At 33.5% G+C, this 15347-nt stretch carries 14 protein-coding genes; 3 read left to right on the plus strand and 11 right to left on the minus strand.

All coding sequences use genetic code 11. The features are described from left to right. Positions 1-123: 123 nt before the first annotated feature. The 9 genes from atpG to porW all read right to left on the minus strand — a co-directional run bounded on the left by atpG (position 124) and on the right by porW (position 9070). Positions 124-984 (minus strand): ATP synthase F1 subunit gamma, encoded by an 861-nt coding sequence (gene atpG / locus BIW12_RS06360; RefSeq protein ID WP_071184330.1) that lies wholly within the window; start codon positions 982-984, stop codon positions 124-126. A gap of 81 nt (positions 985-1065) precedes the next feature. Next, positions 1066-2643: a F0F1 ATP synthase subunit alpha gene (atpA, locus tag BIW12_RS06365; RefSeq protein WP_071184331.1), complete on the minus strand. Its 1578-nt coding sequence runs from the start codon at positions 2641-2643 to the stop codon at positions 1066-1068. 37 nt (positions 2644-2680) lie between these two features. Beyond that, a complete protein-coding gene (atpH, locus tag BIW12_RS06370) occupies positions 2681-3214 on the minus strand; it encodes an ATP synthase F1 subunit delta (RefSeq protein ID WP_071184332.1) in 534 nt (177 codons plus the stop codon). Between the two features lie 4 nt (positions 3215-3218). Next, the gene (locus BIW12_RS06375; RefSeq protein WP_071184333.1) at positions 3219-3719 is read right to left on the minus strand and encodes a F0F1 ATP synthase subunit B; all 501 of its coding nucleotides are present in this window, start codon (positions 3717-3719) and stop codon (positions 3219-3221) included. Positions 3720-3843: 124 nt separating this feature from the next. Beyond that, the gene (atpE, locus tag BIW12_RS06380) at positions 3844-4035 is read right to left on the minus strand and encodes an ATP synthase F0 subunit C (protein WP_026712861.1); all 192 of its coding nucleotides are present in this window, start codon (positions 4033-4035) and stop codon (positions 3844-3846) included. A 111-nt stretch (positions 4036-4146) separates the two neighbouring features. Next, positions 4147-5310, minus strand: coding sequence for a F0F1 ATP synthase subunit A (gene atpB / locus BIW12_RS06385; protein WP_071184334.1), 1164 nt, complete (start codon positions 5308-5310; stop codon positions 4147-4149). A 538-nt stretch (positions 5311-5848) separates the two neighbouring features. Continuing rightward, a complete protein-coding gene (locus tag BIW12_RS06395) occupies positions 5849-6079 on the minus strand; it encodes an AtpZ/AtpI family protein (protein ID WP_071184336.1) in 231 nt (76 codons plus the stop codon). Next, complete coding sequence (locus tag BIW12_RS06400; RefSeq protein ID WP_071184337.1) at positions 6063-6449, minus strand: bactofilin family protein; 387 nt, start codon at positions 6447-6449, stop codon at positions 6063-6065. Before BIW12_RS06400 ends, BIW12_RS06395 begins: the two co-directional genes overlap by 17 nt. Before the next feature lie 5 nt (positions 6450-6454). Continuing rightward, positions 6455-9070, minus strand: a complete 2616-nt coding sequence (gene porW / locus BIW12_RS06405; protein ID WP_071184338.1) for a type IX secretion system periplasmic lipoprotein PorW/SprE — start codon at positions 9068-9070, stop codon at positions 6455-6457. Positions 9071-9422: 352 nt separating this feature from the next. Between porW and BIW12_RS06410 the strand changes: the two genes are divergently transcribed. The 3 genes from BIW12_RS06410 to BIW12_RS06420 all read left to right on the plus strand — a co-directional run bounded on the left by BIW12_RS06410 (position 9423) and on the right by BIW12_RS06420 (position 11613). Then, positions 9423-10472: a ferredoxin--NADP reductase gene (locus tag BIW12_RS06410; protein ID WP_071184339.1), complete on the plus strand. Its 1050-nt coding sequence runs from the start codon at positions 9423-9425 to the stop codon at positions 10470-10472. A 109-nt stretch (positions 10473-10581) separates the two neighbouring features. Further along, positions 10582-11058, plus strand: a complete 477-nt coding sequence (locus tag BIW12_RS06415; RefSeq protein WP_071184340.1) for a hypothetical protein — start codon at positions 10582-10584, stop codon at positions 11056-11058. A 246-nt stretch (positions 11059-11304) separates the two neighbouring features. Continuing rightward, positions 11305-11613 (plus strand): hypothetical protein, encoded by a 309-nt coding sequence (locus BIW12_RS06420; RefSeq protein ID WP_071184341.1) that lies wholly within the window; start codon positions 11305-11307, stop codon positions 11611-11613. Between the two features lie 70 nt (positions 11614-11683). Here the strand turns inward: BIW12_RS06420 and BIW12_RS06425 are convergent, their stop codons facing one another. Together BIW12_RS06425 and BIW12_RS06430 are read right to left on the minus strand one after the other, a co-directional pair. Then, entirely contained in the window at positions 11684-12445 is a 762-nt protein-coding gene (locus tag BIW12_RS06425; RefSeq protein ID WP_071184342.1) for a GLPGLI family protein, read from the minus strand. 37 nt (positions 12446-12482) lie between these two features. After that, positions 12483-15266, minus strand: a complete 2784-nt coding sequence (locus BIW12_RS06430) for an outer membrane beta-barrel protein (protein ID WP_071184343.1) — start codon at positions 15264-15266, stop codon at positions 12483-12485. Between the last annotated feature and the right edge of the window lie 81 nt (positions 15267-15347).

Genomic DNA, 15347 nt, shown 5'->3' on the forward strand with positions numbered 1-15347 from the left:
AACTAAATCTTTGGTTTAATCGGTGTAGCTTTTACACCTATTCTAATTTCTTTTTAAAAAATTTCAAAAAAAAATAGCCCCGTAAGTACGAGGCTATTTTTATATAGAAAAATTACTTTTTTCTTATCCATTCAAAGCTTCTGCTCCACCAACAATCTCTAAGATCTCGTTAGTAATTGCAGCTTGACGTGCTTTGTTGTATGTTAATTTCAATTGATTTCTCAATTCAGTAGCGTTATCTGTTGCTTTGTGCATTGCAGTCATACGCGCACCATGCTCAGAAGCAAATGAATCACGGATTCCTTTGTACAATTGTGTTTTCAATGATTTAGGAATCAAGGTCAATACAATTTCTTCTTTAGATGGTTCGAAGATATAATCTCCGGCTGCAACATTCAAATCAGATTTCACTGGAGCTAATGGTAAAAATTGTTCTGTTTGAACAATTTGAGTAGCAGCATTTTTAAATTGGTTATAAATCAATTCAATTCTGTCATACTCACCACCAACAAATTTTTGAGTTAATGTTTCAGCAATAGCAGCAACATTATCAAAAGTTAAATTATCAAATACAGCACTTTGATTTTCAATTACTGTATTTGTCTTACTTAAAACATCATTTCCTTTTTTACCAATAGCAAAAATATCAACTTGTTTACCAGCATAAAACTCAGAACGATTTTTAGCTTCCTTAATTACATTCGAATTAAAAGCACCACACAAACCTCTGTTAGAAGTAATCGCTACTAATAATACTTTCTTCACTTCACGTTGTGTAGTAAATTCTTCTCCTGTTCCTCCTTCAAGAGTTGCAGAAAGATTTTGTAATAATTCCGTTAATTTTTCGGCATAAGGGCGCATGGCTGTAATTGCATCCTGAGCTTTTTTAAGCTTGGCTGCAGATACCATTTTCATCGCCGATGTAATTTGCATCGTAGATGAAACGGAAGTAATTCTATTACGGATTTCCTTTAAATTTGCCATTTTTTTGTAAAAGTTTGGAGTTGGAAGATGGAAGTAGGAAGTAAGATTTTAACTTCTTACTTCCAGCTTCTAACTTCTATCTTAATTATATTTTGCTGAAACTTCTTTCGCTACAGTCTCGATTACATCAGTAATTTCGTCTGTCAACTTACCTGCTTTTAAAGCATCAAGAGTTGGTCTGTGCTTAGCGTTTAAGAATTCTAAGAAATCTTTCTCAAATTCTTTTACTTTATTTACAGGAACATTTCTTAATAAGTTTTTAGAACCTGCATAGATAATAGCTACCTGGTCTTCAACAGTATAAGGATCATTCAAACCTTGTTTCAAGATTTCAACGTTTCTTTTTCCTTTTTCAATTACGTTTAAAGTAACAGCATCAAGGTCAGAACCAAATTTAGCGAAAGCTTCTAATTCACGGAATTGAGCCTGATCTAATTTTAAAGTACCTGATACTTTTTTCATTGATTTAATTTGAGCATTACCTCCAACACGAGATACAGAAATACCAACGTTAATTGCCGGACGAACCCCTGAGTTAAACAAATCTCCATCAAGGAAAATCTGACCATCAGTAATCGAGATTACGTTTGTTGGGATATAGGCAGAAACGTCACCAGCCTGAGTTTCGATAATTGGTAAAGCTGTTAATGAACCACCACCTTTAACGATTCCTTTGATAGAATCCGGTAAATCATTCATGTTTTTAGCAATTCCGTCATCAGCGATAACTTTACAAGCTCTTTCTAATAAACGAGAGTGTAAGTAGAAAACGTCTCCAGGATATGCCTCACGTCCCGGTGGTCTTCTTAATAAAAGAGAAACTTCACGGTAAGCCACAGCTTGTTTAGATAAATCATCATAAACAATTAAAGCCGGACGACCAGAATCTCTAAAATATTCTCCAATAGCAGCACCAGCGAATGGAGCGTAAACTTGCATTGGAGCTGGGTCAGAAGCATTAGCAGCAACGATAACTGTATAAGCCATTGCTCCTTTTTCTTCTAACATTTTTGCAATTCCTGCTACAGTTGACGCTTTTTGTCCAATTGCAACATAGATACAGAATACTGGTTTACCAGCATCATAAAATTCTTTTTGATTTAAGATAGTGTCAATACAAACAGTTGATTTACCTGTTTGACGGTCACCAATAACCAACTCACGTTGACCTCTACCAACCGGGATCATAGCATCAACCGCTTTTACACCTGTTTGTAATGGTTCAGTAACTGGTTGACGGAAAACTACTCCAGGAGCTTTTCTTTCCAAAGGCATTTCGTATAAGTCCCCACCGATTGGTCCTTTTCCATCAATTGGAAAACCAAGAGTGTTTACTACACGTCCTACCATTTGTTCTCCTACTTTAAGAGAAGCAATACGTTGAGTTCTTTTAGCAGTAGAACCTTCTTTGATTCCTGTAGATGGTCCTAAAAGTACCACACCTACGTTATCTTCTTCAAGATTCAATACAATAGCCTCAAGACCATTTTCAAATTCTACTAACTCTCCATATTGTACATTCGAAAGCCCGTAAATACGAGCAATACCATCTCCAACTTGAAGTACCGTTCCTACCTCCTCTAGCGTAGCGCCAGATTCAAAACCTTCTACTTGCTTTCTTAATATTGCTGAAATTTCAGCAGGTTTGATTTCCGCCATCTTAATTTATAATTTAGACACTTAATGTGCAATAAAACTAGTTACTTAATTCTCTTTTTAATACTTGTAATCTGTTAGCAATTGAAGCATTGTATTGCTTATCGCCTATTCTTAAAATAAATCCTCCAATGATAGCAGGATCTACTACATTTTCAATTGTTACTTTTTTATCTGACAAAGATGCAATTTTAGCCAAAACTTTAGCTTCTAAATCAGCATCCAAAGGGATAGCAGTAGTTACTATAGCTACTTCTAAACCATTAGCCTCATCAAATAATTCAGAATATGCTACTGCAATAGCTTCAAGGATTTCAAATCTTTTATTTTCAAATAATAAATGAAAGAAACCTTTAGTAACGCCATTAACATTAGCAAAAACTTCCAATAGTGCATTTTCTTTTACCTCAACACTTATTGTTGGACTTTGAATAAACGCATTTAATTCAGAGTTTCCTTTAATAGTTGAAGCAATTAAAATCATATCGTTATTAATCTCGTTAGCAACTCCTATTGAGTCTGCCATACTAAGAATCGCTTTTGCGTAACGAATTGCTGCTCTTGTACCTGCCATAATATTAGTTTAGCTTTACGTCACCTAACATTTTCTCAACTAATTTAGTTTGAGCTTCAGTGTTAGATAATTCGTCTTTCAATAATTTCTCTGCGATACTCAATGACAAAGTAGAAACCTGCAATTTCAATTCAGCCATAGCTGCATTTTTTTCGCTGTTAATTGCTGCTTTAGCCTGCTCAATCATTTTCTCACCTTGTGCCTGAGCTTCACCTTTAGCATCAGCAATCATTTTCTCTTTCATCTCACGAGCTTCTTTCAACATAGCATCACGCTCAGCTCTTGCCTCGTTCAAAATTCTTTGATTGTCAGCTTGCAAATTTTGCATTTCTTTTCTAGCATTTTCAGCAGATTCTAATGCGTTTTTGATTCCTTCTTCTCTTTCATTAACTGCATCAAGAATAGGTTTCCAAGCGAATTTTTTCAATAATAATATTAATCCAACAAATATTAATACTTGCCAAAAAAACAAACCAAACTCAAACTGATTTATTAACTTTTCCATTATATATAATTCTAAGTTTTATATTCTAAATTTAATCTTGTTGCATTGCTGCAATGTAATGTTTTAATTTTAAAAGCAATAGTTACAACCAACCGTTGCAACTATTGTCTTTTTTTAGTTTTAATTAAGCTGCGAATAAAGCTGCGAAACCAATACCTTCAATAAGTGCAGCAGCGATAAGCATAGCTGTTTGGATTTTTCCTGAAGCTTCTGGTTGACGAGCAATAGCGTCCATTGCTGAACTACCAATTTTACCAATACCTAAACCTGCTCCGATAACGATTAATCCAGCTCCAATAATTTGTGGAATTTCCATGATATATATATTAAAAATTAAACATTCTTTGTTGGGTTTATCGTTTGTGATTTATGGTTTATCGTTGCGAAACAACAAACTCTAAACAACAAACAACAAACAATAAACATTTTAGTGGTGACCTTCTTCGTGGTGGTGTTCTTCAACAGCCGCACCAAAATAAAGTGCCGATAACATTGTGAAAATATAAGCCTGCAAGAATGCAACTAAAATTTCAAGAATAGAAAGTGCAAATGCTAACCCAAAAGATAACGGACTTCCAATCCAGCTTTTAAAGATAAACATTAAAGCGATAATACTCATCAATACAATGTGTCCTGCAAAAATATTTGCGTACAAACGTATCATTAATGAGAAAGGTTTAATGAAAACACCTAACAATTCAATTGGCGCTAAGATAATACGCATTGGTTTTGGCACACCCGGCATCCAGAAAATGTGTCCCCAATAGTTTTTATTAGCTGTTAAGTTAGTAATTAGGAAAGTTAAAAATGCTAACGAGAAAGTAATTGTTAAGTTACCAGTAGCATTAATTCCTAGTGGAGTTAATCCGAAGATATTTAAGAACAATACAAAGAAGAAGATTGTCAATAAATAACTCATATAGTTTTTATATTTTTTCTCACCAATGTTTGGGATAGCTATTTCGTCACGAACATATACTACTAATGGTTCAAAAATACGACCTACTCCAGAAGCAATTCCTCCGTTTTTAGCGTAAGATTTAGCCAAATTAGTAAAAATGAAAAACATTAATAAAGCAGCAGCAATAATTGAAACTACTGTTTTAGTAATTGAAAAGTCAATAGGACGAACATTAGTCGGGAAACCAGTTTCTTCATCCTCAGTAATTGTTCCTGAAGCATCTGTTCTGTAAATTTTACCATCATGATGATTGATAGCATAAAAGTTACCTTTAGATTCTGCTACTTCTTTTCCGTGATGGAATTTTGCAGAAGAAAAAACGTGTAATTCATTATTGTCCCATAAAATTACAGGCAATGGAAAACCCCAGCTTTCTCCTGTCTCATCATCCTGAGTTAATGAAAAATCATGAGAATCCAAAACGTGGTGACCAATGAACGCTTTAATTTTAGATTTTAAATCTGTTGGTTCAGCATGAGCTCCTTCATGATGCCCCTCGGCTGCTACTTCGTGAGTGGCTTCTACCTTTACTTGTGCCGAATCAACTTCTTGATTTGCAAAACTTACCAATGGAAGACACGCTAAAAATGTTGCTATTATAAATCTAAGTGGTCTCTTTAAAATCACCATAATTACTAAATATGTTATATTTACGTTTCTAAAATTTGGCGCAAAGGTACATTTTTTATTTACATCTAAAAGGATATAAAAATATATTTTTTTTAATCTCTGATTTAAGGCTCTTTTTTAAGGCTTTTTGCTTAATATTCTTATAGTTAGAACAGTCTCAATTGTCAAAAAAAGGACAAATAGTACAAAAAAATTTATCTTCTCAATTCTAATGTCATAATGAGTCCTATTCAAAATCGGCTTTAGGAGTAAATAATAGAAAACAAGTTTACTGCTGGTTAACAACAAAAAAGACATTCCCAACTGATCAAAATTGCGTTTTTTTATCATTAAAAGAATAAAAACAATCACAAAAGACAATATAAAAAAGATGCCATACAACTGCTCTAAACTGTAATAAAACGTCTGCTGGTCGATTTTGAAAAAATAAAAAACCAATTGATGCACTACATAAGCTACAACTACCGAAATAAATAAAAAGAGAAGAGACTTGTAATTTTTTAAAATCATAATTGTTGTTTTGTCCGGAAAAGACGGTTCATTCTTTATCTTTATTAATCTCGTTAACCTGCCTTATTACATTATACAATGCTAAGAACACCCCTATCATGACAAATATTTTGTTGTAATAAATCTTAGGATGCGGATGATTTTCGTCGAGCCAGTCACCTAAATATGCAAACAAAAAAATGATTACTCCCATTTGTATGGGAATATTAATCAAAGCGAGCCATTTACCAGGCTTTTTATCGTTAGGATTCGTTTCCATCACTTGATATGTTTTGACTTTCTTTCATTGTACAGGAGGCAGAAAAATCGGCTCCTGGTTCTACTGCTAATTTTCCCACGGTAACATCGCCCTGAATACTTGCTTTGGATTTAATATTTAATAATTCGGCTACTATAATTGTTCCGTTAAATTTCCCTTCAATATCAGCATTTTTACAACTAACATCTCCCGTAACACTTCCTGTAGGGCCTATAACTAACTTACCCATAGATTGAAAATTCCCTATTAATTCGCCATCTAATCTAAAATCAGCCTTCGAAATAATATCTCCTTTTATAATGGTTCCTTCAACGATTCTATTAGTTTTACCTAAAAGCTCGGTATAGGGTTTTTCTTTTTTATTAAACATTGCAATTATTTTTTGGCTTCTAAATATGAGTTTAGATTTTTCTTGATTTGAACTATTTTATAATTTTCGTTCGAAATAATTATAGGAACAGTTGTGATTTGATAACTTGGATTTTCTTTTAAAACTCCTGCTACACTCGTGGCATATTCCTGTGTGGAAATACCCTGAACGATTACAAATCCCTGGTTTTCAGCATAGGAATTATAAGCCAGATTTAATTTTTGAGCATTCTCAGCATTAATAAACTTACTGATTTTTTCCTCTATTGTTTTTTTATCATTAGCAGCATTTAGAGCTACCGGATACAATATCTTCCAATGAGTGGACTCTTTAAAATCAAAATCCATTTGTTCTAATGACGGTATTTGCTCTGCCAGAATGCTATGTGCCTTTTTACCTTCTTCGGTATTTGGATAAGTCGCTGCCACAAATTCCAATGCAGTTTTATAAGCAACTAATCCTTTTTGTTTTCCAATGGTATTGGCTTTTAAAAGTTCAAATTTAGGTACCACTTCTTCACCCGAAAACTGATTGATTAATCCGTCCACTTTGGCCGAAACAGCATCAAATTCTTCGTTGTTGTATTGCTGATATAATTTTTTATAAACCTCCTCGGGACTTCCTTCCTCAACTATCACATTCGAATTGTTTAAAATTTGAGCATACCGCGAATTTGGATATTGACTTATAATTTTGTTCCTGATTTCCTCAGCTTTTTCATTATTTGTAACTTGATAAATTTTATACAAATTATATAAGCTAGGAAGTACTAATTTTTCTACGGGTTGATTGGCTAATAATTGTTCTAATTTTTTTGCAGCCAAATCATATTCTTTGAACTTTTCCTTATAAATAACACCTAACTGATAATAAGCATCATTGCGCTCTTTGGCAATGCTGTCAATAGCTGTCACTGCTACGGGAAGCTGTTTTAAATAAAAATCAGCCGTGTATTTAGGTTCAACTTCTTTTTCTTTCGAAACTTTCTCAGCCACTACTTCCTGTTCCTGAACGCTAAGTGAATCGTTAGCAATTGCATTATTCGGATTCAAATTAATTGAGGAACTAACTCTCCAAAATCCTGTTGAAACGCGTTTCCCCCAATTTTTCTTAAAGGCAATTTTCCCAAAAGACACCGTGGAAGGATTGTAAAAATAAAAGCTGTTTTCTGTTTGAATGCTCGCCATAGATGGCGGAGCAAATGGCGTTTTAGCAGCAGGATTAGCTGATTTAGCAGCATCAGCAACCGAAGACTGACTGTTTCTTTCGATATTTTTTTGCTTTTCGGCTTCTTTCTCCTCTAAAATTCTTTTGGCTTCATCTGATTTTTTTAACTTCTCTATGTAACCGTCAAAATAAGCTATTTTCCCGGATTCAGGTAATGAAACTATATGTAGAATACTGTCGTTTCTGGTGGCTATGTCTTCATAGAAAATTACTTCATCGAGATTTTTACGCACTTTTTCAATGTGAATAAACTCTCTGGTTTTAGGATTCAGTTTTACCAAAGTACTGTCGTAATATTTAGCCGCAAGCGGATAACGTGCATTTTTAAAATACATGTTTCCTATATTTCTGTAATCGGACGCTATTAAATAATTATCGGATTGAGCCTTTTTTAAAGAAGCATTGTAATATTCTAAAGCCCTTTCGTCCTTGTCTTGCTTGTCATAGAAAACACCCATCTGGTAATTTAAAATATCCAAAAAAGGACGGTTCTCACGGTTTTCTAACAATTTATGGAATTTCTCATCAAAGGCCATTTTATCACCATTTTGATAATCAAACAATGCAGCTAATCTGACCTGCGATTGCATCATGTATTTCCTGTCTGATTTACGATTCATCTTAATCACCGCCTGATAATACTCTTTTGCAATTTCATTTTGACCCATTTCCTCATGCAATTGCCCCAAAATAAAACGGTATCTGGCTTTTTCATTATTGCGTTTGGTAAAAATCACGGCTTTTTTTAATGTAACAATCGCACTGTCTTTTTCTTCTAAATTTAAAAAAGAAGCCGCCAAAAGCGCATTGGCATCAGCCAAAACCTGTTTTTTAGGTTTGTGATCTTTGAGCATTTTGCTGATATTTTTCACCACCAAAGCATCGTTGCCTAAACGCATATTGGTTTTTTCACGCCAAATTTTAGCTTCTTCTATTCGGCTGCTGTTAGGATATTTGTATAAAATATAATTAAAAGCGTCCAGTGCCGGAATGAATCGTTGATCGTAGTAACGGGATTTTCCTAACAATAAATACGCTTCGTCAATTTGAGAATTGCGCTCCCTGCCGCCAATGTTCATCGAATGTTTTTGAATAGCCTTGGTCGCTTTGGTTTCTGCCAATTTAAAATCGGCATTTTTTGTGGTATCTACTACAATATCTTCATTGATGTGCATGGGTTCAATAGACAAACGCTCCCAGAAATTATCTTCGTTGCTGGCCTCAATACCTTTAATTCCTTTGTCTAATCCTATTTGACCGTTGTACAAAATGTTATATTTTGTACTTAAAGCATGTGAATTTCGAGCCAAAAAAGTATCATTCCTGGTAGAACAAGCTACCAAAATACACAAACACCCTAGGGGAATTGAATATTTAATTTTGTTGGTTTTCAATGATTCGCTGGTTTTATCATTAAACTTTTAAAAAGTTTTTTTAGTATAATGACTGGTAAAAATACGTTTCTTTTTGAAATATAGAAATTTAAAGCCGGAAAAGCTTTTGAGTAGTTTTGAAATTAATCAAAATACACTTTTAAAATTCTTATCTAAATTCTCAAAAAAATCAAAATCAACTGTTTAAATACAATAACAAAAAATTAAGACTAGTAAAAAAGCTACTTTTTTGAAACTGAACTTTCAGATAAGCTTGTTTTAGGGAATCAAAATTAATGATTCCGCAAAATATTCCACAAATTCAGTATCTTAATTATGTAGCGTTTTCTATTTTTGTAAAAAATTATATCACATGCCAAATTTTCTTAAACTCATTATAAAAGAGGTTAAAAGAGAAACTGTCGCTGCTGTTTCTATCCTTTTTAATGTACCTGAAGAATTAAAAGACAACTATAAATTCATCGCGGGACAATACGTAAACATCCGATTAACATTGGACGGAAAAGAAATTCGTCGTGCGTATTCCATTTGTTCTTCGCCTGAAAGTGGCGAATTGCGTATTGCTGTGAAAGCCGTTAAAGATGGTTTGTTTTCTCAATTTGCCAATAGCCAACTAAAGGCAGGCGATGTCCTTGAAGTAGGAAAACCAGAAGGAAAATTCACTTTTGAACCTGATACTAACCGACAAAAAAACTATGTGGCCTTCGTTTCCGGAAGCGGAATTACGCCTGTTTTATCTATCATCAAATCGGTTTTAAAAAGTGAACCTAAGAGTTCTTTTGTGCTGGTTTACGGAAACAAATCGCCCGAAGAAACCATTTTTCACCAGGAATTACACGATTTACACCTGCAATATGTAAGCCGATTATTAGTTCATTATGTTTATAGCCAGGCTAAGGCTGATGAAGCTTTATTTGGTCGAATTGACAAATCGGTAGTGAATTATGTTTTGAACAACAAACACGCTGCCATAGAATTTGAAAAATTCTATTTGTGTGGTCCTGAACAAATGATAGATACCGTATCTGGCATTTTAAAAGAGAAAAACGTAAAAGATTCGGCTATAAAGTTTGAGCTTTTTACAGCTTCGGCTTTTGAAAATGAAATCAAAGATTTGAGCGGACACTCAAAAATTACTGTTATGGTGGACGATGAAGAAACTTCGTTCGAAATGTCCCAAAAACAAACCATTCTGGAAGCAGCCTTAAAACAAGGAATCGATGCGCCATATTCTTGCCAGGGCGGAATTTGCAGCAGCTGTCTTTGTCGCGTAACCGAAGGAAGCGCCGAAATGAAGAAAAACTCCATCCTTACCGATAAAGAAATTGCCGAAGGTTTAATCCTGAGCTGTCAGGCACATCCAACATCGGACACTATTTATGTAGATTTTGATGATGTATAATCTTTAAAATTCCAATAACTAAAACTTCTCTGAAAAGGGAAGTTTTTTTGTTTTAGGGATGTTGGGGTTTTTCTTATATTAGCGAATATTTAAGGTAAATGGAAACATTATGGATGAAGAAATATTAACAATATTAAAGCAAATTGATAAATCGCTTGTTGAAATAAATATTCGACAGCGAACTTCTGAAATGATGGAAGAAACTAATAAACTATTTGACAAATCAGATAGACGTGTTGAATTTGCAACAAACCAGATTCAAAATACTTTTGACAGAGTACATGATAAAATATTTAATTTTAATAATATTTTAATTGGTGCATTTTTAGTTCTTGGAACATTTCCTAACGATAATCCTCACGTAAAACTTTGGACAATTATATTCCCAATATTAAATATGGTATTTATGATTTACATTGATATAAGACAAATGGAAATACATAGATATGCAACTGGAGAACAAGAATGGAACAATGTAGAAAGAGAAGGATATGGTAAAAAAATTAATCAACAAACAAGACTTTCTTTACTTTCTCTTCTTCTTTCGGTTTGTTGTTTAATGTATCTCATCGTTAAACTAATATAAAATAATTAGCTGATGTACCGAGAAATAAAAATTTGTAATGAATGCGAATCAGAATACTATAAAGATAGTTCGGAAATGTTGAGTTTATGTCCTGACTGTGCCCATAAATTATATGGATATACTAATTGTAAACACGAATTTGAAAACGGAAGATGTATAAAATGTTTTTGGAATGAAAAAACATCAGATTATTTAACAGAATAAAAAACTAAAATATAAACACTAATCATTTCAAGTCTTCATACCATGAAATCCATTCGGGAAATATTCAAAAACAATCCTTCTCTTCTTGACGAACCGGAAGTAATGCAACTTATCGCATATTGTGAGGAATTACAGGATGAAATTGTTGAGTTTAAATTTCAAAAAACTGACAATAAAGAACTCCCTATGCTCGATATGATCAAAGAAGTCATTAAAGGCTGCAATGCCGTCGAAAAAGAGCAAATGGAACACGAACGCTTTGGTTATCCTCCACCTGATTATCAGGAAACTATTTCGAATCTAAAGAATTATATTTATGAGAGATGCCGGGATGAAAAGATCTATTTGTAAGTCATTGCGAGGAACGAAGCAATCACATGTCGAGAGTAACAAAATGAGATTGCTTCGTTCCTCGCAATGACTACAAGAAAGCATTCCACAAAAACATGTTTTTTTGCCTTTTGTTTTCTTCTTTATCCTCGCCATAGCTGAACCACTCCTTTGTTTTTTCTTCAATCAATGTTTTCAGTCCTACAAAATCATAGGTCTTTTTGGCTGCGATGGGTTTTATATCAGCTGCATTAGCAAAAGTCACATCAACTTTAGTCGCAATATAAGAAGTATATAATCGTGGTATGGTAAGCCCTAAAATCATACCTGGCAAACCACTGATAGAACAGGGACCGCCCGAAATGGTAATATCATCCGTGTAAAAAGCAAATACATATACGTCGTCCATTATTTTGCCAACGGCTTTTCGGCAATTATATCCGGCTATTTCTCTGTTTTCATTGGTAATTTTCCATTCAATTTTTGGAATACTATCGGCTATAACAAAATTAGTTCCAACAATCTGTTTTTGCATGTTCATTGTCCCGGAAGTAAAATCAAAATACCAAATATTTTCTTCATCGACCTCTTTGTAGTATTTTGGAACTCTTGTTTTTGGGTTCCATCTGTCAAATTTGAATATGCTTTTATTGTCTTCAAAAGTATAGTTGAAATAAGAAATTTTAAGATCAGAAAGATTGTCTTTCATCATTTCGTCCCAACTATCATTACTCATTGTTTTTTTGAGATTGGTACTTACCTCATATTCAATTACAGCCTTATCTACAAATTGCTGCGCTCTTATGGTAGTTGTAAAAATGAGTACGGTTATAAAAAAATATATTGTTTTCATCGTTTATAAGTTATGAGTTGTGAAATTGTCTTTGAATTTATTTTTGGGATGTTCCGCCACCGTTTTTAAAATTCCAGGTAAAACCTACCATGACATATCTTTTGAGTCTATCGTTTTGTTCCTGACTAATGGTATTTTCGTAAACATTTCTTTGAATTCCTATATTTTGATTTAAAATATCCCTAATCAAAATATAAGCTGTAAACTCGTCTTTTTTGAAAGTACGCTGTAACCTTGCATTCCACAACTGATTAGTTAAATTATCCTGAAAATCGATTGTTTTTTGTCGGGTATTCAAATTATAATCGGTTGATAGTTTCCATTTTTCATCTAAATAAACGCCTATATCCAGATTCAAATTATTGGTGTTAAACGATTTGATTTCATCATTTTGAGTGGTACTGTTTCGATTAAACGAAAATCGGTTACTCAAACTAAGATCGTATTTCTTTTCTTTTGATTTGTATAAATAAACGCCAAATCCTGTGTTTAAATTCTTAGAATTACCTATTTTATCATTAATGCTAAGTACTGTTTTACTGTAATTAACGGATGGATTAAGATTAACATTTAAGTTTATCTTTTTTACTTTAAATCCATATCCAAAATAGAAATTTCCTGAAAAATTGCCATTAGTGTTTATTGGTTTGGAAACTGTTTTGGCTGTTTCCGGATCTATCACTCTGCTATAAGTAATTAAATTGCTCGTTGTACTAAAAGAAAGCCCCTGATAAATTTGAGTTTCGGTCAGCATATCATAACTATTCTGATAAATGTTCACACTATTGGTAAAAGACTGTTTTAAATCAGGATTTCCTAAAGTTTGATTAAAAAAGTCCTGATTGTTTGTCAAAGGCTGTAATTGTTCCAGAGTAGGCTGACGGGTTGCTCCCTGATAATTCACACGTAAGTCGCTGTTGCTTTTGTACCTGTAGGAGAAACTTGCCGAAGGAAAAAAGTTAGTATAATTGCGTTTGTATTGTTTGTCCATAGTTTTATCTAACAAATCGAAAGTTGTAAACCCGAAACCACTTCCAATACTGTAATTGATTTTTTTAGCATTGTAACTCAACTTTAAATTGGGTCTCTGGGTAATTACTGTTTGCTCAAACTGATTGGATAACGAAGTCACTATTTCATCATATTTACCTGTATCTTCGGAATAATCATAGGTGAAATAATTGTTTTTTCCCTTATCAAAAGCAATTTGGTAAGCAAACTGAAGTGAGAATTGTTTAGCAATGGGTTCCGAATAAGTAAAATTGGCTGAAAAATTTTGATTGGAACGATCGCCTATTTTATTTTGATCCACATCCACTTTAGAATCAAGAACTCCATCAACATAACTTTCGTTAGAAGACTTTAAAAAGTTATTTGAATTGGTATTCAAAAGACTCCAACTGCTATTTACAGAAAATGTACGTCGGGCTTTGGCAAACTTGTGTTTGAACAGCATACCGGCATACAAAGAGGATTTATCCGAATTTGTAGTAAACAATCTTTGCTGTTTATTTTTTAAAACTCCATCATTTCCGGTAGTAATTCCATCTGTAAATTCATCGCTTTCCGTATTATAAAAATTAGTTCTGGCTGTAAATTTTATTGAATTTAGCGAGTCTAATTTTACATCGTAAGTAGCATTGAGTTTAAAATTACTCCTGTCAACATTAGTTACCGTGGTTCTGTCTTCATTTAGTTGAGTATCTCCCACCTGTGTTTGCGAAATTCTACTGTTGTTATTAGTGTAAATTTGCTTATTGAATTTTGGAGATACATTAAGCGTTTGTTTATCATTCCATTTATTGCTGTACTGCAAACCGGCATTGGTGTTTTTGATAAAACCATTTTGAGTATTAATATAAGGTTCTCCATCATTATTACCTCCTACCCATTCATAATTTACATTTCCGTCGTCGTCCATATTCATACTGAAATTGTTCTCACGAGCTCCAAATTTCTCGCTGTCCTCCCAGTTCAAACCATCCTGACCTGTATTTCCATTTAATAAAAATGCCGAAAGCTTTCTTTTCCCCTTAAAACTGCTAAACATCAGATTACTGTTGTATCTGGAATCGGCATCTGTAAACGGCTGATTGGCTCCATCAATTTTACCAAAATACCCTTTCTTCTTATCTTCTTTTAATTTCAGATTGATTGTTTTCTTAGAATTGCCATCATCTATTCCTGTAAACTCAGCCTGATCGCTTTTTTTGTTAAAAACCTGAACTTCTTTCACTGCATCCGCCCGTAAATTTTTAACAGCCATACCCGGATCATCACCAAAGAATTCTTCGCCATCAACCAATACTTTTTGGACGGTCTCTCCCATGGCTTTTATAGTTCCGTTTTTATCCACCTGAATTCCGGGCAATTTCTTAAGTAATTCTTCAACATTGGCATTAGCATCCACTTTAAAATCACTTGCTCTGTAGCTGGTAGTATCTCCTTTAATCCTGATTGAACCCGACTTTACAATTACTTCTCGAAGCAGTTCTATTTTATTTTTCAAAGCGATAGTTCCCAATTTTTTTTCGCCTTCATTAACCATTATTTCATCAACATAATCCGCATATTGATTATGAGAAGTCATCAGTATGTAATTTCCCGGTTTTACATTTTTTAGATTAAATTTTCCTTCTTTGTCCGATCGGGTAAATCTGTACAGAATAGAATCTATTGGAGTTAATAACGCCACGACCGAATTGTGAACGGCTGTTTTGTCATTTCCATCGGTTAAAACACCCGAAATATTGGCTTTTTGAGAAAAAGCTGAAAAAGAGAAAAAAAACAAAATTGTAATTAATCCGGTAATTCTTTGCATAAATAGTTCTTTTTTATAGTATTACACCCTGAGTCGTAAGACCTAACTCACAAGAGAGCCAAAATAGTATTTTTTACACTT

This window comes from Flavobacterium commune (genome assembly GCF_001857965.1).
Classification (GTDB): Bacteria; Bacteroidota; Bacteroidia; order Flavobacteriales; family Flavobacteriaceae; genus Flavobacterium; species Flavobacterium commune.